Below are 21147 nucleotides of genomic sequence, written 5' to 3'. Positions count from 1 at the left end.
GCGTCCGATGCATCATAACTCCAATTTTTCATGGATGCCATTTTCGGATGGTTCCGGAGGACGATTCGGGTTATAGTCGAATGCTTAATCTATTTTCCCCAAGGAACAGGCTACCGATGAGTGAACTGGAAGACACGAAAGTCAATGAAGTCGAAGAGGAAGAAGATTTTGCCGCAATGCTCGAAGGCTCGTACGTCGCCCCGACCAAGCTGAGGCCGGGACAGAAGATCGACGCGACCATCGTCTCCATCGCGCCCGACTGGATCTTTCTCGATCTGGGCCGCAAGGGCGAAGGGGTGATCGACCGCAAGGAGCTGCTCGACGCCGACGGGAACATCACCGTCAAGGTCGGCGACCCGCTCTCCGCCTACTTCCTGTCCTCCTCCAACAGCGAACTCCGTTTCACGCTCAAGGTTGTAGGAGGCGGCGGCAACGCCCAGATCGAAGAGGCGTTCAGAAGCGGTATCCCGGTCGAAGGGTTCGTCGTCAAGGAGATCAAGGGCGGCTTCGAGGTGAAGCTCGCGGGCGGCACCCGGGCGTTCTGCCCGTTCTCCCAGATGGGGCTTCCCCGCATCAAGGAAGAAGGCGAGTACCCCGGCAAGAAGCTTTCCTTCAAGGTCACCCAGTACGGCGAGCGCGGCCGCAACATCGTCGTCTCGCGCCGCGTGCTGCTCGAGGCCGAGCGGCAGTTGCGCCAGGAAGGGCTCAAGGACACGCTCAAGGAAGGGACGACCGTCAAGGGGACGATCACCTCGCTCCGCGATTTCGGCGCCTTCGTGAACATCGGCGACATCGAGGGGCTCATCCCGATCTCCGAGATCGGCTGGGCGCGCGTGGCCGATGTCCGGGACGTGCTGACCGTCGGCCAGGAAGTCGAGGTCGTCATCACGCAGCTCGACTGGGTCAAGGAGCGGTTCACCTTCAGCCTCAAGGCCGCGCTGCCCGATCCGTGGGACACGTCGGTCCAGAAGTTCCCCCCGGGTTCCGTCCACACGGGCAAGGTGGCCCGCCTGACGGCGTTCGGCGCTTTCGTGGCACTGGGCGACGGCATCGACGGCCTGATCCACATCTCCCGCCTCGGTGGCGGCAAGCGGATCAAGCACCCGAACGAGGTCGTGAAGGAAGGCCAGGTCGTCGAGGTCAAGGTCGAATCGGTCGACCGCGAGAAGCGTCGCATCGCCCTCGCGCTTCCGGGCGTCGTAACCGCGTCCGACTCGTCCGAGGCCGAGGCGTCCGACTACAAGGACTACATGTCCCCCGACGCGCCCCGCTCGCTTGGTTCCTTCGGCGAGGCGCTCAAGGCGGCCAAGCTGGGCAACAAGGACGGCAAGTAGCCATCACCGGGGAGGAAAGCGCAGGCGATGAACGATCGCCGTGACGACCGACCTGTCGTATATACAACCGGGGTCGGCCGGGTCTGCCCTTCGTGCGGCAGGCCGGCCGCCGGTTGTGTCTGCCGGAAAAAAGCCGCATCGCAAGCGCCTCCCAAGGGGGACGGCGTGGTCCGCGTTCGTCGCGAGACCAAGGGGCGTGGCGGGAAGACCGTCACGACCGTCTCGGGCGTGATGCTTTCCGAGGACGCGCTGGCGGCGCTTTCGGGCGAGCTCAAGAGGCGGTGCGGGACCGGCGGCACCGCCAAGGACGGCCTCATCGAAATCCAGGGCGACCATCGCGAGACGCTGGTCGCCGAACTGACGAAACGCGGCTACACCGTCAAGCTCGCAGGCGGGTAGCGGGAGGGCGATACCATGGCAAGAGACGACCTGGCAAAGATCGAGGGGAGCGTAACCGCCGCGACGGGTGGGGGCAACTACGTCGTCACGCTCGAGAACGGGATCACGATTCTTGCCAAGCTTGGCGGCAACATGAAGCGATTCAAGATCCGTGTGCTCGTGGGCGACAAGGTGACGGTCGGCGTCTCCCCCTACGACCCGACCCACGGGCTGATCGTTCACCGCCAGAAGCTCTAGAAAAGACAACGGGCGGCAGGCCTTTTCGGTCGCCACCCATTCCAGGCGTACGGCCCCGCGCGGGGCCGTTTCGTTTTTTGCTTGCGTTGATGCGGAGCCGTCAGCGGGTCCCCTGCGGGATCGCGACCGTGATCTTTTTGCCGGTCAGTGCGTTGAAAGTGAAACCTGTGGCGGTGTCCTTGTAGAGATGCCCCTCGATGGGCTGCTCGACGGCGCCCTCGATGGGGCGGCACTTTTCGGGTTTGACCAGCACCGAGGAGCGCTTGACGGCGACGACCTTCTTATCTTTCCGGTCGACCTCGTAGAGGTTGCTGTCGCCCTGGATGCAGACGTAGTAGATCTTTTTTTCGGGGTTGGTGAACAGCTTGGCGTCGGCCTGGTCCTGCCCGTCGACCTGGACGACGGAAGGCTTGACGACGGTGAACTCAGAGGCCAAGGAATTCGAATACAGGGCTCCGAGGCATCCCAGCAACAGGAACGTTCCGAGTGCGGCTTTCATGGCGCCTCCCAAGGATTCGGTCGGGACTGGATTGCCGGATCCGGTCAATTTGTATACTGTACGCAAAAATCATCATATACCTGCAGTGGGAAAGATCAATGCCCCCTGCGGCCCGAGAGGAACCCCCATGCGCAATGACGGAAGAAAGGCTTCAGAGCTCCGCCCGATCCGGGTGACCACCGGGATCCAGAAGGATGCCGAAGGCTCGGTCCTGTTCGAGATGGGCGAGACGAAGGTCGTGTGCGCCGCTTCGATCGAGGAGCGGGTGCCGCCGTTCCTGAAGGGGCAGGGGAAGGGATGGGTGACGGCCGAGTATGCGCTGATGCCCCGCTCCACCAACACGCGGGTCCAGCGCGAGCGCGGCGGCAAGGGGCTTCAAGGCCGGACGCAGGAAATCCAGCGGCTGATCGGGCGGGCGCTTCGCTCCGTGGTCGATTTCGAGAAGCTGGGCGAGCGGACGATCACGATCGACTGCGACGTGCTGCAGGCCGACGGCGGCACGCGGACCGCCTCGATCAACGGCGCCTGGCTCGCGTTGCGGCAGGCGTGCGACCGGCTGCTGGCCTCGGGCAAGATCCAGGAAGACCCCATCTCCGGCGGCGTGGCGGCGATCAGCGTCGGCGTGGTCGGGGGAAAGATGCTGGTCGACCTCGACTATTCCGAGGACTCGAAGGCGCAGGTCGACATGAACGTCGTGATGGCGTCGGGCGGGCGGCTGATCGAAGTGCAAGGGACGGCCGAGGGCGATCCGTTCTCCAGGGCCGAGCTCGACGCCATGCTCGACGGGGCGCTGAAGGCGGGGAAGGCGATCCTCGCTGTTCAGGCCGAGTGGGCGCTGCGGGAAGCGGCGCAGCTCAAGAAGGCGGCCGCGAAGAAGGCGGTCGTACCGAAACGGGGCGGTGCGGGGAAGCGGGCAAAATGAAGCTCCTGATCGCGACAAAAAATCCCGGCAAGGTCCGCGAGATGCGGGAGTTGCTGGCGCCGGAAGCGGCGCGCGGCCTCGAAGTGCTGACGCTGGCCGACTTCCCGTCCGTGCCCGACCCGGTCGAGGATGCCGGGACGTTCGCCGAAAACGCCCGGATCAAGGCGCTGGCGTACGCCGAAGCGTTGGGCGTCCTGTGCATCGCGGACGATTCGGGCATTTCGGTCGAGCCGCTTGGGGGACGGCCTGGCGTGCATTCGGCCCGCTATGCCGGCCCGGACGCGACCGACGAGGACAACAACGCGCTGCTGCTTTCGGAGCTCGCCGCGGTGTCGAAACCGTGGCCGGCGGCCTATTTCTGCGTGGCCGTTGCCGCTGTTCCGGGGAAGGTGATCGCCGAGGGGCGCGGGATCATTCGCGGCCGGATCACGGCCCATCGCGCCGGCACGGGCGGATTCGGATACGACCCGTATTTCGTCGTCGAAGGACGGGTCGAGACGATGGCCGAACTGACGCCCGAAACGAAGAACCGGATCAGTCACCGCGGGCAGGCGATGCGGGCACTGGTCGGTACGTTGCGCGAGTTGGGCGCCCTGGAGTAGGCCCGGAAGAATCGGGTCAGCAGCAACCGGACTCCGGTCCCCCACGTCGTCCGGGAAACGTGTCCCGCCACCACTCGGTGAGGATGCCCGAGGCGCAGCCGACGCCGGCATCGACGCACAGCGCATCCTCCGGACAGTTGAGGGCGCAGGCGCCGCACTCCATGCACGCGTCGCGGGCGACGATCTCCGTCTTCCTCCCTCGGATCACGAAAACCTGGTGCGGGCAGACGTGGGCGCAAAGTCCGCAGCCGCTGCACCGCTCCCGGTCGAGCGCCAGCGTCGTCACGTTCTTCAGGTACGAAAATCCCTTCATCCCGCAAATCTCCCGACGATCCATGCGATGAGACCGGCCAGCGCCGACAGACCCATCGCGGGCATCGCCAGTCGGATCTCCTTCTTGACGCCCGATTTCGAGGTGAAGGTCGTGCTGCCGGTGAAGTTGAGCGCGAAAAAGGCGGAGACGGCGGGCAACGCGAACAGCGCCGGCAGGACGGATTTAGGAGACCATCCCGTCATTCCGCCGATCGCGGCCACCGGCAGGAGTCCGAACAGGGCGCCCTTGAAGGAAAAGGCGCGGCCGGGGAGGAGCGGCAGAAGCAGCGGGACGCAGATCGTGCCGCAGGCGAGCGCCGACAGGTATGCCAGGGCGGGGAAGAGCGTCTCGAACGAAACGACCTTCGGGGCGGCAAGCGCCCCCACGACGAGGCAGGCGGCGAGGACCGGGAGCGAGGCGCCAACCGCCAGGACGAGATCGACGGGGACGACGGCTGCCCGCTCGCGCAGCGTGAACGTCAACTGCCGCATGGGTCCGGTCGTGCGGTGGCCGTTGTCGAGGTATTCGGGGAGATCCGCCGCGCGGATGGACGCGAAGCGCGCCTCGAAGCCGCTTTTCGCCCGGACGGTCCGGGCGCAGACGCCGTTCGCCGACAGCAGCGGCAACAGCACCGTGCGGTGGGAGACCACCCGGGAAAGGTTGACGGCGCCGATTCGCCGGACGAGTTCGTCGCTCCCGAACGTGCCTTTGCCCCCCGCGCACCAGACGTTGATTCCGTGCGTTTCGAGGACGAGGAGCCACGTGTTCCGGCCGCGCAATGCGCGACGGACAAGATCGAACGTCAGCTTGTAGTTGGCGGTGACGACGACGGGCGACGACGCATCCGGGGTTCCGACGGCGTAAAGCCCGGGGGGAACGAGGTAAGCCATCCGGCCGATCGCCCATCGGACCTTCCATGCGCCCAGCCGGTCGGCAGCGGTCCAGTCGGACGCGATGCGGGCGATCTTGCCCGAAGGCGTGTCAAGCCAGCCGAGGAAGCCGGGAACCGATTCGTCGATGCCCCCGCCCACGGCGGGAGTCTTCGGCCCTCAACAGGGGGGGGCTTCGGGATCCGGGCCTTTCGGGGGAACCGGGCCGAACTTGGCCGGCATGATCTTGCGGGGCGCTTCCATCGCGTCTTTAACCAAGCAGGACCGCGCGCATCGACAGCGAGGCCAGGGAAAAGCCGGTGATGGGGAAGTCGACTTCGTCCCCGGGGGCGGCGGCTCCGACCGCATAGGCCAGCGGGAGATAGTGGTCGGGCGTGGGATGGCACATCCGTCCGTCGTCGCTTTCAAGCGCACGTGCGAAGAAGTCGGCGTCGTTCCGTTCAAAGGCGTAAGCGACGGCGGCGTCGAAGCGGACGGCCCAGTCGGGCGTCGAAAAATCGCTACGATAAACGCTGGTCATCGCGTGGCGGAGATTGTGGGTGATGTTCCCGCTGCAGAGGATCAGGACGCCCTCGTCGCGCAGCGGGGCGAGCTTCCGGCCGATCGCGAGGTGGCCGGCGGATGGCAGCCGGTGGTCGATCGACAGCTGGACGACCGGGATGTCGGCCTCGGGGAAGAGGTGGAGCAGCACGCTCCACGTGCCGTGGTCGAGCCCCCAGTCGTTGCTGATCGAGGCGATATCGGGCCCGATGAGGGCCGCGGCCCGCCCCGCGAGGGCCGGATCCCCGGGCGCGGGGTAGCGCATCCGATAAAGTTCGTCGGGGAAACCGCCGAAATCGTGGATGGTCTTCGGGTGGGCGTCTCCGGTGAGGAACGTGCCTTCGACGAACCAATGCGCCGAGATGGAAAGGATCGCCCGCGGACGCGGAAGGGTCTTGCCGAGTGCCCGGAAGGCCCGGCTCCATTCGTTGTCCTCGATCGCGTTCATCGGAGACCCGTGTCCCAGGAAGAGGACAGGCATGCGGCGGATTCCGGCAACTTGCCGTGGCGTATCCATGGGCGAATTCCCTCCAGTCAGATGCCGGGCGATCCGGCCGGGTTCGACGGGACGTCACCGTAGTCGGCGGCGTGGTAAGAGCTGCGGACGTAGGGACCGCTCTCGACGTGCGCAAAACCGAGCCGAAGCGCTTCCTCCTTCAGTGAATCGAAGGTCTCCGGCGGGATGAAGGCCGACACGGGCCGGTGGCGGCGGCTAGGCGCCAGATACTGCCCGAGGCTCAGGAACGCGCAGCCGACGCCGCGCAGGTCGGCGAGCACGGCGCGCACCTCGTCGCGCGTCTCGCCCATCCCGAGCATCAGGCCGGATTTGGTCGGAAGGTGCGGCGCCCGAGCGTGTGCGGCCGCCAGCACGCCGAGCGACCGGGCATAGACGGCGCCCTTGCGGATCTCATAGAGCCGCGGCACCGTCTCGACGTTGTGCCCGAGGATGTCGGGGGCGGCGTCGACGACTTCGGCGATGCTTCCGGGGCGGCCCTGGAAATCGGGGACCAGCAGCTCGATGCGGGTGCCGGGCGACTGCCGCCGGATCGCGGTGACCGTCGCGGCGAAGGCGGCGGCGCCGCCGTCGGGCAGGTCGTCGCGCGTCGGGCTGGTGACGACCACGTGGGCGAGCCCAAGCCGCTTGACGGCGGCGGCCACCCGCGCCGGCTCGCCGGGATCGGCGGGGAGCGGGACGGTCTTGGCGACGTTGCAGAAGGCGCATAACCGGGTGCAGGCGGCGCCGAGGATAAGGAAGGTCGCCTGCTTCTGGCGGAAGCATTCCGTAATGTTTGGGCAGAGCGCCTGCTGGCAGACCGTGTTGAGCTGGAGCTCGACCAGCATTTTTTCCATATCGGCGTGTGCACCGGGCGACAGCTTCTTCTGGAGCCACTCGGGCCTGCGGACGGCATTCACGACGGGAAGGTCCGGAAGGCCCAGTCGTGCTCGGCGTATTTTCCGCATCGGAGGGCGGCTGCTCCCGCCTGCTCGGCAGGGGTCAGCGACGAGGGGGCGAGAGTGGCCCCGAGCGCATCGGAAAAGGATGCGGCGAGGCGGGCGAAAAGCGCCTCGGGCGGCAGGGTGATCCCAAGCGTTTCCAGGCTGGTCACGGCGAGGTCGGCGGCGGCCGGTTCCTCGCGCAGATAGCCGATTCCGGTCGGCACCCGGTCGGCGAGCGGGATGGAGCCGTGCTGGAAGATCGCATGGCGAAGGCGGCGTTGGGCGTTTCCGCCGATCTTGGCGCCGTCGACGAGGATGTCGAAATCCTCCTTCCCGGCGAAGCAGAAGGCGGTACGCTCTCCCAGCCGCCCTGAGTCGGCGGCCACGTCGGCGGCCCAGGCGGCGTCGAGGCCGAGACCGCGGTAGAACGCGAGCAGGAAGCCGGTGAGGTGGCGAAAAGAGTCTTTGACGGTTGACGCGGGGGGAAGGTGTTGCGGTGCGCAGACGATGGCATAGGTCAGCTCGTCGGCATGGTAGATCACGCCGCCGCCCGTGATCCGGCGGACAGCCGGAACGCCGTCGGCCCGGCAGCGGTCGAGATCGAGCACCGCCGCCGGGTCCTGGTAGCGGCCAAGCGACAACGCCGGTGGATTCCAGCCGTAGAGGCGGAGCACCGGCGTCGAGCGCTCGGGATCGAACGCGTCGAGCAGCGCCTCGTCGACCGCCATGTTGGCGGGCCCGTCAAGTGGGCCGGTGTCGACGAGGCGCCAGTCGGTGCGGCAGGTCATCCCAGGTGGCAGACGTGCTGCCCGCGGGCCGCCTTGGTCTCGTCGAGCCGCGAGACCGGCATAGTCAGCGGCGCCCGCTTGAGCGCCTCGGGATCTTTCTCTGCAAGCTCGGCCGCCTCGCGCATGACCGCGATGAAGGCGTCGAGCGTCTGCTTGCTTTCGGTCTCGGTCGGCTCGATCATGATCGCCTCTCTCACGATCATCGGGAAGTAGACCGTCGGGGGGTGGTACCCCTGGTCGATGAGGTACTTGGCGATGTCGATGGCATGGACGCCGTACGCAAGCTGGCGCGAGGCAGAGAAGACGCACTCGTGCATGCAGGTCTGGTCGTAGGGAAGATCGTAGAGGTCCTTCAGCCGGCTCATGACGTAGTTGGCGTTGAGTACGGCCAGCTCGCTGGCGCCGACCAACCCCTCGCGCCCGAGCATCAGGATGTAGGCGTAGGCGCGGACGATGATGCCGAAGTTGCCGAAGAAGTTGGCGACGCGCCCGATGCTCGACCGGGTGTCGTCGGCGACGCCGAAGGTGCCGTCGTCGAGCTTGACGACGCGGGGCGCCGGCAGGAAGGGGGCGAGCGCCGCCTTGACGCCGACGGGGCCGCTTCCCGGCCCGCCGCCGCCGTGCGGCGTGCCGAACGTCTTGTGCAGGTTGACGTGGACGACGTCGAACCCGACATCGCCGGGGCGCACCTGGCCGAGGATGGCGTTGAGGTTGGCGCCGTCGTAGTAGACGAGCGCGCCGGCCTCGTGCGCCAGGTCGCAGATCTCCTTGATGTGCGGGTTGAACAGCCCAAGCGTGTTGGGGCAGGTCATCATGACCGCGGCGACCTCGTCGTTGAGCGCGGCCTTGAATGCGTCGAGGTCCATGTCTCCGTAAGGGGCCGTGGGGATCGTGACGATCTCGTAGCCGGCCATGGCCGCGGAGGCCGGGTTGGTGCCGTGCGAGGAGTCGGGGACGATGACGAACTTCTTCTTGTTCCCCTTGGCCTTGTGGTAGGCCGAGATCAGCATGATTCCGGTCATCTCGCCGTGGGCGCCGGCCAAAGGCTGGCAGGTGACCGCGTCCATGCCGGTGATCTCCTCGAGCAGCTCGCCCATGTGGTGGAGCAGAGCGAGCGACCCCTGGACCAGCGGCTCGCCGCCAAGCAGCAGGGCGGGAACCGGGTGGAAGCCGGTGAAGAAGCGCGCGGCCTCCTCGGCGGCCTTGGCGTTGTATTTCATGGTGCAGGAGCCGAGCGGGTAGAAGGCGTTGTCGACGCCGACGTTGCGGCGCGACAGCTGCGTGAAGTGGCGGACCACGTCGAGCTCGGAGAGCTCGGGAAGCCGCGCCGCCTCGGCGCGCAGCAGCCTTTGGGGCAGGGGTGACGCCGGGGGGACGTCGCTATTGGGAAGCCGGGCGCCCCGTCGACCGGATACCGACTTTTCGTAGATCAGCTCCATAGCACCTTCTCCAGTTCCTGCGCGAGCCGGTCGATCTCGACCTTGCTCCGCTTCTCGGTCACGGTGATGACGAGGTCTTTTTCACTGCCCGGGTACCAGGGGGCGAGCGGGACGCCCGCGGCGATGCCCCGCCGCAGCAGCGCGGCGACCGCGTCTTCGGCGCGGCTCGGGAGGCGCAGGGTGAACTCGTTGAACGACGGCTCGCGGGCGATGGCGGTGACGCCGCGGATCGCGGTGAGCGCGCCCTTGGCGTATTCGGCTTTATCTCGGTTCTGATGCGCCAACTCGACCATCCCCTGCTTCCCGAGCAGCGACAGGTGGATCAGACCGCGCAGAGCGCACAGGCTCTGGTTGCTGCAGATGTTGGAGGTGGCCTTGTGCCGCTTGATGTGCTGTTCGCGCGCCTGGAGCGTGAGGACGTAGCCGCGGCGCCCCTCGCGGTCGTCGGTCTCGCCGACGATGCGGCCGGGCAGGTTGCGGATGTAGGCCTTCTTCGTCGCGATGAAGCCGAACGCCGGACCGCCGAAGGAGAGCGGGTTGCCGACCGATTGGCCGTCGCCCACGGCGATATCGACGTCCATCTCGCCGGGCGTCTTGAGCAGGCCGAGCGCGACGGGATAGACGGCCGAGACCAGGAGTGCCCCGTTTTCGTGCGCCTTCGCCGCCAGGTCGGTGTAATCGGAGACGCAGCCGAGGAAGGTGGGGTTGGCCACCAGCACTGCGGCGCACCGATCGTCGATCTCGCCGAACAGCGCGCCCCGCGCGGTGGACGCATCCTCGGGGAACACCTCGACGACCTCGACCGGGTGAGTTTCGAGGTATGTTTTCACGATGGCACGATGGAACGGGTTGACGGCCGCGTCGATCACGAGCCGGTTGCGGCCCGTGATCCGGAGCGCCATCAGCGCGGCCTCGGCCAGCGCGGTGCCGCCGTCGTAGAGCGACGCGTTGGAGACGTCGAGCCCGGTGAGGCGGCAGATGGCGGTCTGATACTCGTAGAGCGCCTGGAGCGAGCCCTGCGAGCATTCGGGCTGATACGGCGTGTAGGCGGTGTAGAACTCGGAGCGGCCGGCAAGGTGGTCGACCGCGGCCGGGATCAGGTGGTCGTAGTATCCGCCCCCCACGAAGGGAAGGACGTCGGTGTTACGCGACGCCAGCGCCTTGAGCCGGTCGAGCATCTCGAACTCGGACATCCCCGGCGGAAGGTCGAAGGATTTGGCGCGCAACGCCTGCGGGATCGGCGAGAACAGTTCGCCGATGCTGCCGACGCCGATGGCGGAAAGCATCTCCCGGATCTCTTCGGGCGTATGCGGTGCGAAGTCCATGGCTAGAGTCCCTTCAGGTACTCGAGGTATTGGTCGCGATTCATCAGCTTCGAAGTCTCGGAAGCGTCGGCGATCTCGAGCTTCGCCATCCAGGCGGATTCTTCGGGAGACGCGTTGACGACCTCGGGCGTGTCGTTGAGGGCGTCGTTGACCGCGACGACCTTGCCGGAGAGCGGCGCGTAAATGTCGCTCGCCGTCTTGACCGACTCGATGCCGCAGAGCACCTCGAACTGCTTGACCGTCTTGCCGACCTTCGGAAGCTCGACGAAGGTGATATCGCCGAGCTGGTGCGCCGCGAAGTCGGTGATGCCGACCGAGGCGCTGGTTCCGTCGACCGTGACCCATTCGTGTTCCTTGGTGTAGTACGTATTCGGCATGCCATTGCCTCCTTTTCGAAAGGGCGGATTATTGGATGCGATCGGTAAAGATTATGCGCGCAGCGACCCGCCGGCGTAGAACGGCAGCGAGCAGACGGTTGCTTCCATGACGAGGCTTCCGTGCCGGATGGTCAGCGCGGCGCCGGGCGCGGCGGAGGCCGGGTCGACGAGGCCTAGACCCATCCCGCAGCCGAGCATCGGGGAGAAGGCGCCGCTGGTGACGGTGCCCACCCGGGCTTCGCCCGACCAGATTTCGTAATAGTGGCGGGGGGAGCGGCGGGAGCCGACCTTGAAAGCGACCTTGGCGCGGGGAAGGCCCGCCGCCCGCTGGGCGAGCAGCGCCTCTTTCCCGACGAACGCCTTGTCGAAGTTGACGAAGGCATCGAGTCCCGCTTCGAGCGGCGTGACCTTCTCGTCGAGGTCGTTGCCGTAGAGGCTGTAGCCCACCTCGAGGCGGAGCAGGTCGCGAGCGCCGAGCCCGGCCGGCTTCACCGAGGGATAAGCGAGCAGCGCGTCCCACAGCTCGGCCGTCTTTTCGGCGGGCAGGAAGATTTCGTATCCCAGTTCTCCGGTGTAGCCGGTGCGGCTGACGATCGCGGGGCTTCCCATCACGGTGGTCTCGATGAATCGGAAATAGGGGAGGGATGTGATCTCGCGGCCGATCAGCGACATGAGGACGTCGCGGGATAGCGGGCCTTGCAGGTCGAGTTTGCCGGTGGCGGCCGAGATGTCCTCGAATCGGGCGGAGCCGGGCAGGCGCGAACCGATGACGGCGAAATCGTTGGGCGCCGTGGCCGCATTGACCACGATCATGGCCTCGTTCTCCGCAAGGCGGAAGACGATCAGGTCGTCGATGATGCCCCCGCGCTCGTTGAGGAGGAACCCGTAGCGGGAGCGGCCGACGGGGATCGACGCAACGGACATCGTGAAAACGTTCTCGAGGCCGCCGCCGACGATGTCCCCCTCGTACCGGAACTCGCCCATATGGCAGATGTCGAACAGCGCCGACTTTTCGCGGCAGGCGCGGTGCTCGGCCAGGATGCCTTCATACTGGATCGGCATATCCCACCCTCCGAACGGCGCCATGAGGGCGCCCAAGGCACGGTGCCGGTCGACAAGGGGGGTGGTCTTCAACGGTTCCATCGGGTCTCCTCTTAATTGGGCGGATTGCGGGGGAGTCTCGATTTTATCCGATTTGGCCGGCGGTGGAAATCGAAAGACGACCGGGGCTAACCCCGGCCCGCCATTCCGGCGGCGACCGCCTGCCGAAGAGCGGCGCACGCGCCCTCGATGTCGTCGGCCGAAACCACGGCCGAGATGACCGCGATTCCCGCGGCGCCCGCGCGCACCACGGAGGCGGCATTGCCGGCGTGGATGCCGCCGATGGCCACGACCGGCAGGGGGGTCGCCGCCGCGATCCGGGCGAGACCGTCGAGCCCCAGCGGCGCCCCGAGATCGGTCTTGCTGGCGGTGGGAAACAGGCCGTTGGCGGCGATATAATCCGCGCCGAGCGCCTCGGCCCGGCGCGCTTCACCGGCATCGTGGACCGAGACGCCGAGGATGCGGCCATCCCCCAGGCGTCGCCGCGCTTCGCCCGGATCGAGATCGCCCTGCCCCACGTGAAGCCCGTCCGCCCCGACACGAAGCGCCACATCGATCCGGTCGTTGACGACCAGCGGGACACCCGCCGCCCGGCAAAGCACGAGCAGGTGCGCGGCCTCCTCGGCCATGGCGTCGTCCGGAAGCGATTTCTCGCGGTACTGGATCATCGTGGCCCCGCCCGCCAGGGCGCGCCGGACCACCTCGGCGTTGTCGCGGTTCCGCGACAGGCCGAGGTCGGTCACGACGTAAAGCGCGAGATCGAACCGCGGCATGCCTTACGCGATCCGGAGCGGGAGGGCGAGCTCGCCTTCGGCTGCCTGGTACAGGGCGTCGAGCAGGGCGGGAACGAACGTCCCGGGCCCCGAGGATGCGGCCGCCGCCATCTCGCCGCAGGCGCCGAACACGCCCATGGCGAGTGCGGTGGACTCGAGCAGCGGCTGCCCCGCGGCGGCGAAGACGCCCACCGCCGAGGTCGCCGAGCATCCCGTCCCGGTGACGCGGCCGAAGCGCGGATGGCCGTTGTCGACCCGCAGCATCCGCGCGCCGTCGGTCACCCAGTCGGTCGGTCCCGAGACGCACACGATCGCTCCGGTGCGCCGGGCGAAGTCGCGGTAGAGGTCGAGCGGGTCTTCCCCGGTCTCGCGCGAGTCGACGCCGCTGATTTGCGCGGCGACGCCGCCGAGGACCGTGATTTCGGCGCGGTTGCCCCGGATGATGTCGGGCCGAACCTCGTCCAGCAGCTTCCGGCAGGTGTCGGTCCGGAGCGAGGTGGCGCCGGCGCCGACCGGGTCGAGCACGACGGGGATGCCTCGGGATTTCGCCCGCCGGCCCGCCAGCAGCATTGCCTCGATCCAGCGCGGGGACAGCGTGCCGATGTTGAGCACAACCGCCGAGGCGAGCGACGCCATCTCCTCGACCTCGTCCACGTCGTGCGCCATCACGGGCGAGCCCCCGAGCGCAAGCGTCACGTTGGCGGTGAGGTTCATCACGACGTAATTGGTGATGTGGTGAATGAGCGGCCGCTTCCGGGCAACCGCCCGGCGCGATTCATCGAACAGGTCCTGCCAGGGGTTCATCTTCTTCGGTTCCTTTCGGGAATGGATCAGGAAAGTATAACGCCAAGCGGCCGGTTCGCGCGCCGGAGCGCCTCGCGGAAAGTCATCGCTCCCCGTCGACCAAACGATTCAGGTAATCCCGAAGCACAAGCGCGTGATTGTGCGCCTCGTCCCTGGCCGCGTAGACGAGGGTTATGCGCCCGTTTCGCGCCTTCTCGGCCAGCGTTTCCAGGGGCTCCCGCATCCCGGGCCCGGATAGTTCATCCTCGTACCGTCGACGAAATTCATCCCACCTTGCCGGATCGTGGCCGAACCATGTGCGCAATCCGGGGCTGGGGCTCACCTCCCTCCGCCAGTCCGAGATGCAAATCGCTTCCTTCTTCACTCCCCTCGGCCAGAGGCGGTCGACCAGGATCCGTTCCCCGTCCCGATCGCCTGGCGGATCATAGGCGCGCTTGATGGCGATCATTTACCCTCCCTAATAGTCTCGATGTTTCTCGCTTTTGCGGTGGCTGTGCCCATGGTGGAGGTCGGGCCCGTGAGGGTGGGCATGGTCTGCGGCCTCGTGCAGGTGCAAATGGCTGTGGCGGCGTTCCCGCTGCGTCGGAACCGCGGGGGAACGCCCGTGGTGGTCCGAGCCCCGGCCGTGGCGGTGGGCGTGCTCGTGCTCGAGCGGCGCGTGAAAGTGCGGGTGATCGTGCCGCTCTGTCGCGAGGAGCCATGCGCCCGCCAGCATCAGGGCGATCCCTCCCCACGTGAAGCTCCCGGGCCGGTCGCCCAGCGCCATCGCGAGCACGGCGCCGATGAACGGCGCCGACGCGAAATATGTCGAGGTCCGCGCGGTGCCGAACCGCCGCTGGGCGAGGAGGTAGAAGCGCATGCTCAGGCCGTAGCCGACGACGCCGATCGCCGCGAGCGCGGCGGCGGCGGGCAGGCGGGGGATGCCCTCCCCGAACGCGGCGGCGGCCGACAGCGTGAGAATCGCCCCCAGGGAAGCCTTGGCCAGCACGACGGAGGCGGGGTCGAAATCGGCCAGCGGTCGTGAAGCCACGTTGTCCACGGCCCACCCCGCCGTGGCGGCAAGCACGGCAAGCAACCCGAGGGCGCTCGTGCCGCCCCCGGTCGAACGTTCGAAGACGAGGAAGGCGCCCCCCAGCGCCAGGGCCAAAGCGGCGGCGCCCACGCGCCGCCCGATGTGCTCGCGGTAAAGCGCTGCCGCGAGGAGGATCGTGAAGACCACCTCGGCGTTGAGCAGCAGGGAGGCGCCGAGCGCGCCGGTCCGCTGGAGCCCCCAGGCGAGCGCGGCGGGGGCGAACGCCGCGCCGGCCATGGCGACGAGCAGAAGGCGCGGAAGGTGACGGAGGCGAAGCGGCGCTTCCCGCCCGGCCCGCCGACGGGAGAAGGCCGAGACAAGCGCGGCTCCGGCATAGAGCAGTGCCGCGGTCGTCCATGGTCCGATCCCGGCCCCGGCGATCCGGATCAGCGGAGTGGTCGCGCCGAAGCAGAGCGCGGCCAGGAGGGCGAATTCCGCCCCACGGCCCACCCCGCGCCGCCTGTCCGCAGCCGGTCTTACGGAAAGTTCCATCCCTGCCGCCGTTCTCCGCGTCCTGGAAATCCGCAACCGTTGATTGGATTCCGGCGGGACATAAGTCGTTGCCGACCGATCAGCCCGGGACCCGTCGGGTCGCCGCACGGACATGGGCAACGAACCGCGAGATCAGCGGAGAGCGGTCCGATTTCCGGTGGAGCAGATACAGACGGGTCTTGGGCAGGCGTGCCGCGAGCGGGCGATAGACGACGTTGCCGCCCGGCAGGTCCATCCAGGGGAGCAGCGTCGGCGAGATCCCGAAGCCGGCGGATACCAGCCACAGCTTGGTGACCAGGTCGTTCGTGTACTGGAAGACCGGAAGCGCCACGCTCGCCGCCGCGCACGCCGCGAGGAACGAATCGTAGACGCCGAACGCCAGCTCCGGCCGGATGAGGATCAGCTTCTCTCCCCGCAGGCGCGCAAGCGGAATCCGGGACAGCGAGGCCAGCCGATGGTCGCGGGGAAGCGCCAAGGCGATTTGACCCTCTCCGAACGGCTCTTCGGAAAGTTCGGACCGCCTCGCCCCGCCGGGCACGAGACCGAGATCGAGCGTGCCGTCGAGCAGCCCCTCGATCTGTTGCGGGGCGCGCTGCTCGACCAGCGAAATCTGGACGTTCGGGCAGGAGACCCGAAATGCGTGGAGCGTCTCGGCCAGCAGGGGGCCGAGCGTTGAGGGCAGGTAACCGATCGCCAGCGTTCCGATTTCCCCCGCAGCCGCCCGGCGGGCCTCGGTCTTCATCCGTTCGGCCCCCGCGAGAATGTTCCTGGCCAGCGGGAGCAGGTTCTCTCCCGCGGCGCTCAGTCGGACCGACCTGGACGTCCGCTCGAACAGCGGCGTTCCCAGCTCGGCCTCGAACTGGCGGATCTGCATGCTCAAGGGGGGTTGGGAGAGGTGGAGCCGCTCGGCGGCCTTCCGGAAGCTCTTCTCCTCGGCGACCGCGACGAAATATCGGATGTGTCGAAGCTCCATTTCATCAGTATACAAAAGATATCAATCCATAAGATCAATATATTGGAAGGAATGACGCCCTGGATCTATCCTTGAAGAATCAAACAGGAATCGTTTCCGGGAAGGCCGCCGTTCGTGGAAGAGGTCGTGAAAGTCATCCCCCTGGCGGGGGAGCAAGCGGAGATCGTCGGGAAGGAGACATCGGCCGGAACGGCCGGCATCATCGCCGTGGCGCTGGCGGGCGTCGGGGCGAACCTCAACCTCTATGCCCCCCAGCCATTGCTGCCGATGCTCTCCACGCATTTCGCGGCTTCCAAGGCCGCCGTCGGCATGACGGTGAGCGCGACGACGCTGGGGGTTGCGCTGACGGCCCCGCTCTGGGGGATGCTGGCGGAGCGGGTCGGGCGCCGGCGCGTCATCGTAGCCGCCATGTTCCTCCTGACGCTGCCGACGCTCCTGGCATCGACCGCCGGCTCCCTTCCGGTACTGGTCTTCTGGCGATTCCTGCAGGGAGTCGTCATGCCCGGCATCTTCGGAGTCACGATCGCCTATGTATCGGAAGAGTGGCACTCCGGGCGCGTGGCGGCGGTCATGTCGTTCTACGTAAGCGGATCGGTCCTCGGGGGATTTTTCGGTCGGATGATCACGGGGTACGCCGCCTCGCACGCGCTCTTCCCGGGACTCGTCGCCGGTTGGCACGGCGGGTTCCTGGTGCTGGGGATCTGCGACCTGTCGGTCGCCGTCCTGCTCGCTTACCTCCTGCCGGGCGACCGGCGCCGCTTGTCGACTGCCCGGGGGGGCGACTCCCCGACCGGCGTTTTCCGGGTACTCCGGAACCCGCAGATGATGGCGACCTGCGCGGTCGGTTTCACGGTACTGTTTTCGCTCGTGGCGACCTTCACCTACGTCACGTTCCACCTGGCCGCGCCGCCTTATTCCCTGAGCGCGGCCAGGCTCAGCGAGCTGTTCGTCGTCTACCTGGTCGGGGCCGCAACGACGCCGATCGCCGGCCGCTGGATCGTCCGGGTCGGATCTCGGCGGGCGCTCCTGACGGCGGTCCTCGTGGCGATGTTCGGCGTGCTGCTCACGCTGGCGGGCAGTCTTCCGTTCATCCTGCTCGGGTTGGTGATCTGCTCCGCAGCCGTGTTCGTCTGCCAGTCCGCCTCCACGAGCTACATCCACAAGGCGGCGCCCGCCGGCGGCCGCTCCTCGGCGGCAGGTCTCTACGTCTCCTGCTACTACATCGGGGGAAGCGTCGCCGGCGTCCTGCCGGGGCTCCTCTGGGGTTACGGCGGCTGGACGGCGTGCGTGCTGCTCGTCCTGGGCGTTCAGGCGCTGACGATGCTCATCGCCGGGCTCGCCTGGGAGGACAACGGCCGGAGGGCGGTGAATCGGATATAATTCTGCATCTCTGCAGGATGATTTCGACATCGGCCAAGGGAGGGATGCGGCATGGCGGATCTCAAGGGCACCAAAACGGAAAAGAACCTGATGGACGCGTTCGCGGGGGAATCGCAGGCCCGCAACAAGTACACCTATTTCGCGTCGGTCGCGAAGAAGGAAGGGTACGAGAAGATTGCCGCCATCTTCCTCGAGACCGCCGACAACGAGCGCGAGCATGCCAAGCTGCACCTCAGGAATCTTGGCGGCATCGGGACGACCGCGGCCAACCTGCGGGCCGCCGCGGAAGGCGAGCATGAGGAGAGCGCCGACATGTATCCGCGCATGGCCCTGGAGGCGCGCGAGGAAGGCTTCCCGGAGATCGCGGCCACGCTCGAGGGGATCGGGAAGATCGAGGCGGCGCACAAGGCGCGCTACCGGACGCTGCTCGAGGAGCTGGAAAAGGGCGTCCTCTTCCGCCAGGGCGAGACGGTCCGGTGGCGCTGTCGGAACTGCGGCCACATCCACGAGGGCGTTGCGGCGCCCGATGCCTGCCCGGTGTGCAATCACCCGAGGGCCTATTTCGAAATGGTGGAAGACCACTACTAAGACAAGCCATCGGTTGCCGGGGCAGGCGACGATCCACCTGTCCCGGAACCTCTCCCCCGCGAAAAGCATTTCTATGACAGGTAGAAGAGCACGATAAAGGGGAGGGGAACGCCATGAAATGGGTCGTATTGCTCGGAAGGGTTCTGCTGGGAGGGCTGTTCGTCATCGCTGCGCCGGGTCATTTCCAGGCTGCAACTATCGCGATGGCGGCCGCCCATGGGGTGCCGCTCGCGAAGTTCGCTGTGCCGCTTGCCGGGGTGATCGCTTTCGCCGGAGGGCTCAGCGTGATCCTGGGATTCAAAGCGCGGTTGGGCGGGGTGCTGCTCGCCCTTTTCCTCGTGCCCGTCACGGTCATGATGCACGACTTCTGGGCGGTGGCCGACGCAGCGGCGGCGCAGATGCAGCGGGGCTTTTTCCTGGGCAACCTGTCGCACCTCGGCGGCGCGCTGCTGGTCTGCTACTTCGGGGCCGGACCTTTAAGCCTCGACGCGTGGCTGTCCGGCCGGAACGCGCAGGGCTCGCATCCCGGGGAGGAGTCGAAGCAGTCGCAGTCGATGGGCGAAGCCGCCTGAACAAGGCGGCTTCGCCGTCTGCCGTCACGCGATCGCGTTCAGGCCATGGCGCTCCCCGCCAAGCCACCTGATCACCTCGGGACGGGGGTGAAGACGGCACGAAACGTTAGTCGGGAGCGACTATTTAATGGAGAATCAGTTGACGACAAGGTCAGGTGTCGTGGTCTAATTAAATAATCATCGGAATTTCATGAAACCTTGCGGGAGGCTGGCCGTGCGTCGCTGTATTACTGGGGTGGGGCTGGCTTTGACGCTCTTGTTCTGCGCGTGCGGCGGCGGCGGGAGCGGCGGAACCGCACAATCTCCCGGCGCTTCCTCCCCTCCGCTTCTTGACGCGCCGCAACCGGCCACCGTCAGCCCGACGCAGGCCGTAATTTCCGCGTCGGTCAACCCCAACGGAAACGCTACGGAAGCCTGGTTCGAATTCGGAACCGACCCGGGACTAGCTGCCCCGCTCCAGACCGTGCGACAGGCCATCGGCAGCGGCAGCGCCCCCGTCACGGTCAACGCGACGATCGTCAACCTGGCGGCTTCGACAACCTATTATTATCGGGTTGCGGCCTCCAATGCCGCCGGGACCCAAAAAGGGGCGGTCGCGAACTGCACGACGCTTCCGTCAGTCTCCGCGCCCACCGTGCGAACGGCGACCACGGCATCCGGCGTCGGCGCCGACAACGCCGGCCTGTCGGGCATCGTCAATCCGAACAGCAACGCGTCGGAAGCCTGGTTCGAGTGGGGAACGGACAGTCAACTTTCCGCCTTCGTCGCCACCCCCCATCAGGCCATCGGATCGGGCATTTCGGATGTCGCGGTCACCGGGGCGCTAACGGGTCTGGCGAGCAACAGGACCTATTATTTCCGGATGGCGGGGGCAAACTCGCTCGGAACTTCGAAGGGGACGATTTCGGCATTCACGACCGCTGCCGCCGCACAGCGGGTCTGCACGGATTGTCACGGCGGCGTCAACGGCGACAATACCCAGGTGCGCAACAACGCCCCCAACATCACGAAATACTGGCTCAGCAGTGGCCACGGCCGATTCTCCACGAAAGCCCCCCAGTCCGTGCATGCCATCCTGTGCGACGATTGCCACGACCTGAATTTCCTTTCCGCCGCCGACCATAAGACCGACGGCACGGCCGGGGCTGCGGACCCGCCTGCGAACATCAACACATTGATGTGGCCCGGGAAGACCGGAACCGTAAATACCGTTCCCGATGCGAACACGTCCCACTTGAAGGCATCGTTCTTCCCTGTTTCTCCGGTTCGCAAATCGGATTACGCCCTGGCGTTCGATACGCAGTGCGGCTCCTTGACGCGCGGTTGCCATACCTTGCGATATCCCTTATCGCACGTCGGTTATGCCCATCCGGATTCGCGGGTCGACAATGTGCTGACCTTCGGGCGGACGCATGCGAATACCCCGCCGGATCCCAAGATCTACTCGTGGTATCCGACGGTCGTCGGGGCAGCCGATTACGCAAACCGGTCTTATGAATCGCCCGCCGTCTGGCTCGTGAGCGACCTGACCACGCTGGCCGACAACGCCGCTTATCCGGATGCCTCGGTCAGCTACGGAGGGTGCATCTCGTGTCACGACCCCCACGGAACCGGTGTCCCGATCGACGTCTCCTGGACCTCGAACAAGATGCTTCGCGGTGTTGCCTTAGGCGCCGCTGTTGGGCCGTTCTGCAACCTCGCCTGTCACGGCAATTAGGCCGGGATCGGGCTAATCCAAGGATCGAAAAGGAGGCATTGTCATGAGAACGAAAAGTCGCATGCCTGGATTCGTTGCCGTGGTAGCCTTGCTCGCGATGTGCGCAGCCGCGCCCGTTTTATCCGCCATGCGGGATATGCCCATGATGCCGCCGGGCGGAGGGCACATGCCGATGATGGGCATGGAAAACATGGACAAGATGGACGAGATGATGGGGATGTGCCTTCAGAACGCCGACAAGATCGGGCTGACCGAGGACCAGATCGCGAAGATCAAGCCCCTGCACAATGAAATGCGGAAGAAGCAGGTGCGTTACAAGGCCGACCAGAAGATCGCCGAGATCGAGATGACCGAAATCATGGACGTGAAGGATTTCGACCTCGAGAAGGCCAACGCCGCCGTCAGGAAGATCGCGGATCTCAAGACGGCCCATCAGATGGACATGCTGAAGTCGATGAAGGAGATCCGGGCCAACCTGACCGACGATCAGTTTAAGAAAATGCAGAAGATGATGATGTCGATGAAGATGGGCGGGAAAAATCCGGCCAAAAGGCCGATGAAGAAATAGTCCCC

General features: G+C 66.5%; 25 protein-coding genes. 10 read left to right on the top strand and 15 right to left on the bottom strand.

What is annotated here, in order from left to right:
• Window positions 1-116 precede the first annotated feature (116 nt).
• The 3 genes from rpsA to infA are packed head-to-tail and all read left to right on the top strand — an operon-like array spanning window position 117 to window position 1970.
• On the top strand, window positions 117-1334 hold the full coding sequence (gene rpsA, locus VGK27_08930) for a 30S ribosomal protein S1 (GenBank protein ID HEY3490228.1): 1218 nt from the start codon (window positions 117-119) through the stop codon (window positions 1332-1334).
• A 27-nt stretch (window positions 1335-1361) separates the two neighbouring features.
• Window positions 1362-1733, top strand: a complete 372-nt coding sequence (locus tag VGK27_08925; GenBank protein HEY3490227.1) for a translation initiation factor Sui1 — start codon at window positions 1362-1364, stop codon at window positions 1731-1733.
• 15 nt (window positions 1734-1748) lie between these two features.
• Window positions 1749-1970, top strand: coding sequence for a translation initiation factor IF-1 (gene infA, locus VGK27_08920; GenBank protein HEY3490226.1), 222 nt, complete (start codon window positions 1749-1751; stop codon window positions 1968-1970).
• Window positions 1971-2070: 100 nt separating this feature from the next.
• On the opposite strand, the gene VGK27_08915 is transcribed toward infA, so the two are convergent.
• Window positions 2071-2469 (bottom strand): hypothetical protein, encoded by a 399-nt coding sequence (locus tag VGK27_08915; protein HEY3490225.1) that lies wholly within the window; start codon window positions 2467-2469, stop codon window positions 2071-2073.
• 127 nt (window positions 2470-2596) lie between these two features.
• On the opposite strand from VGK27_08915, the gene rph reads away from it, so the two are divergent.
• Together rph and rdgB are read left to right on the top strand one after the other, a co-directional pair.
• The gene (rph, locus tag VGK27_08910) at window positions 2597-3391 is read left to right on the top strand and encodes a ribonuclease PH (protein HEY3490224.1); all 795 of its coding nucleotides are present in this window, start codon (window positions 2597-2599) and stop codon (window positions 3389-3391) included.
• Window positions 3388-3993: an RdgB/HAM1 family non-canonical purine NTP pyrophosphatase gene (gene rdgB, locus VGK27_08905; GenBank protein HEY3490223.1), complete on the top strand. Its 606-nt coding sequence runs from the start codon at window positions 3388-3390 to the stop codon at window positions 3991-3993. The genes rph and rdgB overlap by 4 nt, the downstream gene beginning before the upstream one ends.
• Before the next feature lie 16 nt (window positions 3994-4009).
• On the opposite strand, the gene hgcB is transcribed toward rdgB, so the two are convergent.
• The 14 genes from hgcB to VGK27_08835 form a co-directional block, all read right to left on the bottom strand.
• Window positions 4010-4306 (bottom strand): mercury methylation ferredoxin HgcB, encoded by a 297-nt coding sequence (gene hgcB / locus VGK27_08900; GenBank protein HEY3490222.1) that lies wholly within the window; start codon window positions 4304-4306, stop codon window positions 4010-4012.
• The gene (gene hgcA, locus VGK27_08895) at window positions 4303-5337 is read right to left on the bottom strand and encodes a mercury methylation corrinoid protein HgcA (protein ID HEY3490221.1); all 1035 of its coding nucleotides are present in this window, start codon (window positions 5335-5337) and stop codon (window positions 4303-4305) included. The genes hgcB and hgcA overlap by 4 nt, the downstream gene beginning before the upstream one ends.
• Window positions 5338-5446: 109 nt before the next feature.
• Window positions 5447-6217, bottom strand: a complete 771-nt coding sequence (gene ygiD, locus VGK27_08890) for a 4,5-DOPA dioxygenase extradiol (GenBank protein HEY3490220.1) — start codon at window positions 6215-6217, stop codon at window positions 5447-5449.
• A 53-nt stretch (window positions 6218-6270) separates the two neighbouring features.
• Complete coding sequence (gene lipA / locus VGK27_08885) at window positions 6271-7197, bottom strand: lipoyl synthase (protein HEY3490219.1); 927 nt, start codon at window positions 7195-7197, stop codon at window positions 6271-6273.
• Window positions 7146-7961, bottom strand: coding sequence for a lipoate--protein ligase family protein (locus tag VGK27_08880; GenBank protein HEY3490218.1), 816 nt, complete (start codon window positions 7959-7961; stop codon window positions 7146-7148). Before VGK27_08880 ends, lipA begins: the two co-directional genes overlap by 52 nt.
• Window positions 7958-9400, bottom strand: coding sequence for an aminomethyl-transferring glycine dehydrogenase subunit GcvPB (gene gcvPB, locus VGK27_08875; GenBank protein ID HEY3490217.1), 1443 nt, complete (start codon window positions 9398-9400; stop codon window positions 7958-7960). The genes VGK27_08880 and gcvPB overlap by 4 nt, the downstream gene beginning before the upstream one ends.
• Window positions 9391-10725, bottom strand: coding sequence for an aminomethyl-transferring glycine dehydrogenase subunit GcvPA (gcvPA, locus tag VGK27_08870; protein HEY3490216.1), 1335 nt, complete (start codon window positions 10723-10725; stop codon window positions 9391-9393). Before gcvPA ends, gcvPB begins: the two co-directional genes overlap by 10 nt.
• Before the next feature lie 2 nt (window positions 10726-10727).
• Complete coding sequence (gene gcvH, locus VGK27_08865) at window positions 10728-11102, bottom strand: glycine cleavage system protein GcvH (protein HEY3490215.1); 375 nt, start codon at window positions 11100-11102, stop codon at window positions 10728-10730.
• Between the two features lie 51 nt (window positions 11103-11153).
• Window positions 11154-12245: a glycine cleavage system aminomethyltransferase GcvT gene (gene gcvT / locus VGK27_08860; GenBank protein ID HEY3490214.1), complete on the bottom strand. Its 1092-nt coding sequence runs from the start codon at window positions 12243-12245 to the stop codon at window positions 11154-11156.
• 86 nt (window positions 12246-12331) lie between these two features.
• Window positions 12332-12976 (bottom strand): thiamine phosphate synthase, encoded by a 645-nt coding sequence (gene thiE, locus VGK27_08855; protein ID HEY3490213.1) that lies wholly within the window; start codon window positions 12974-12976, stop codon window positions 12332-12334.
• 3 nt (window positions 12977-12979) lie between these two features.
• On the bottom strand, window positions 12980-13780 hold the full coding sequence (gene thiM, locus VGK27_08850; protein HEY3490212.1) for a hydroxyethylthiazole kinase: 801 nt from the start codon (window positions 13778-13780) through the stop codon (window positions 12980-12982).
• Window positions 13781-13862: 82 nt separating this feature from the next.
• Window positions 13863-14228: a DUF488 family protein gene (locus VGK27_08845; GenBank protein HEY3490211.1), complete on the bottom strand. Its 366-nt coding sequence runs from the start codon at window positions 14226-14228 to the stop codon at window positions 13863-13865.
• A 9-nt stretch (window positions 14229-14237) separates the two neighbouring features.
• Window positions 14238-15302, bottom strand: a complete 1065-nt coding sequence (locus VGK27_08840; protein ID HEY3490210.1) for an EamA family transporter — start codon at window positions 15300-15302, stop codon at window positions 14238-14240.
• A 121-nt stretch (window positions 15303-15423) separates the two neighbouring features.
• Window positions 15424-16317, bottom strand: coding sequence for a LysR substrate-binding domain-containing protein (locus VGK27_08835; protein HEY3490209.1), 894 nt, complete (start codon window positions 16315-16317; stop codon window positions 15424-15426).
• Between the two features lie 126 nt (window positions 16318-16443).
• On the opposite strand from VGK27_08835, the gene VGK27_08830 reads away from it, so the two are divergent.
• The 5 genes from VGK27_08830 to VGK27_08810 all read left to right on the top strand — a co-directional run bounded on the left by VGK27_08830 (window position 16444) and on the right by VGK27_08810 (window position 21142).
• Entirely contained in the window at window positions 16444-17697 is a 1254-nt protein-coding gene (locus VGK27_08830) for an MFS transporter (GenBank protein ID HEY3490208.1), read from the top strand.
• A 51-nt stretch (window positions 17698-17748) separates the two neighbouring features.
• The gene (locus tag VGK27_08825) at window positions 17749-18285 is read left to right on the top strand and encodes a rubrerythrin family protein (protein HEY3490207.1); all 537 of its coding nucleotides are present in this window, start codon (window positions 17749-17751) and stop codon (window positions 18283-18285) included.
• Window positions 18286-18398: 113 nt separating this feature from the next.
• Complete coding sequence (locus VGK27_08820; GenBank protein HEY3490206.1) at window positions 18399-18857, top strand: DoxX family protein; 459 nt, start codon at window positions 18399-18401, stop codon at window positions 18855-18857.
• Window positions 18858-19071: 214 nt separating this feature from the next.
• Window positions 19072-20574: a hypothetical protein gene (locus VGK27_08815; protein ID HEY3490205.1), complete on the top strand. Its 1503-nt coding sequence runs from the start codon at window positions 19072-19074 to the stop codon at window positions 20572-20574.
• A 43-nt stretch (window positions 20575-20617) separates the two neighbouring features.
• Window positions 20618-21142, top strand: coding sequence for a hypothetical protein (locus VGK27_08810; GenBank protein ID HEY3490204.1), 525 nt, complete (start codon window positions 20618-20620; stop codon window positions 21140-21142).
• Window positions 21143-21147: the final 5 nt, after the last annotated feature.

This window comes from Candidatus Deferrimicrobiaceae bacterium, from assembly GCA_036504035.1.
Lineage (GTDB): Bacteria > Desulfobacterota > Deferrimicrobia > Deferrimicrobiales > Deferrimicrobiaceae > JANXPS01.
Note: the sequence above shows the minus strand (reverse complement) of the source record. Positions and strands in the feature narration are given on the sequence as shown.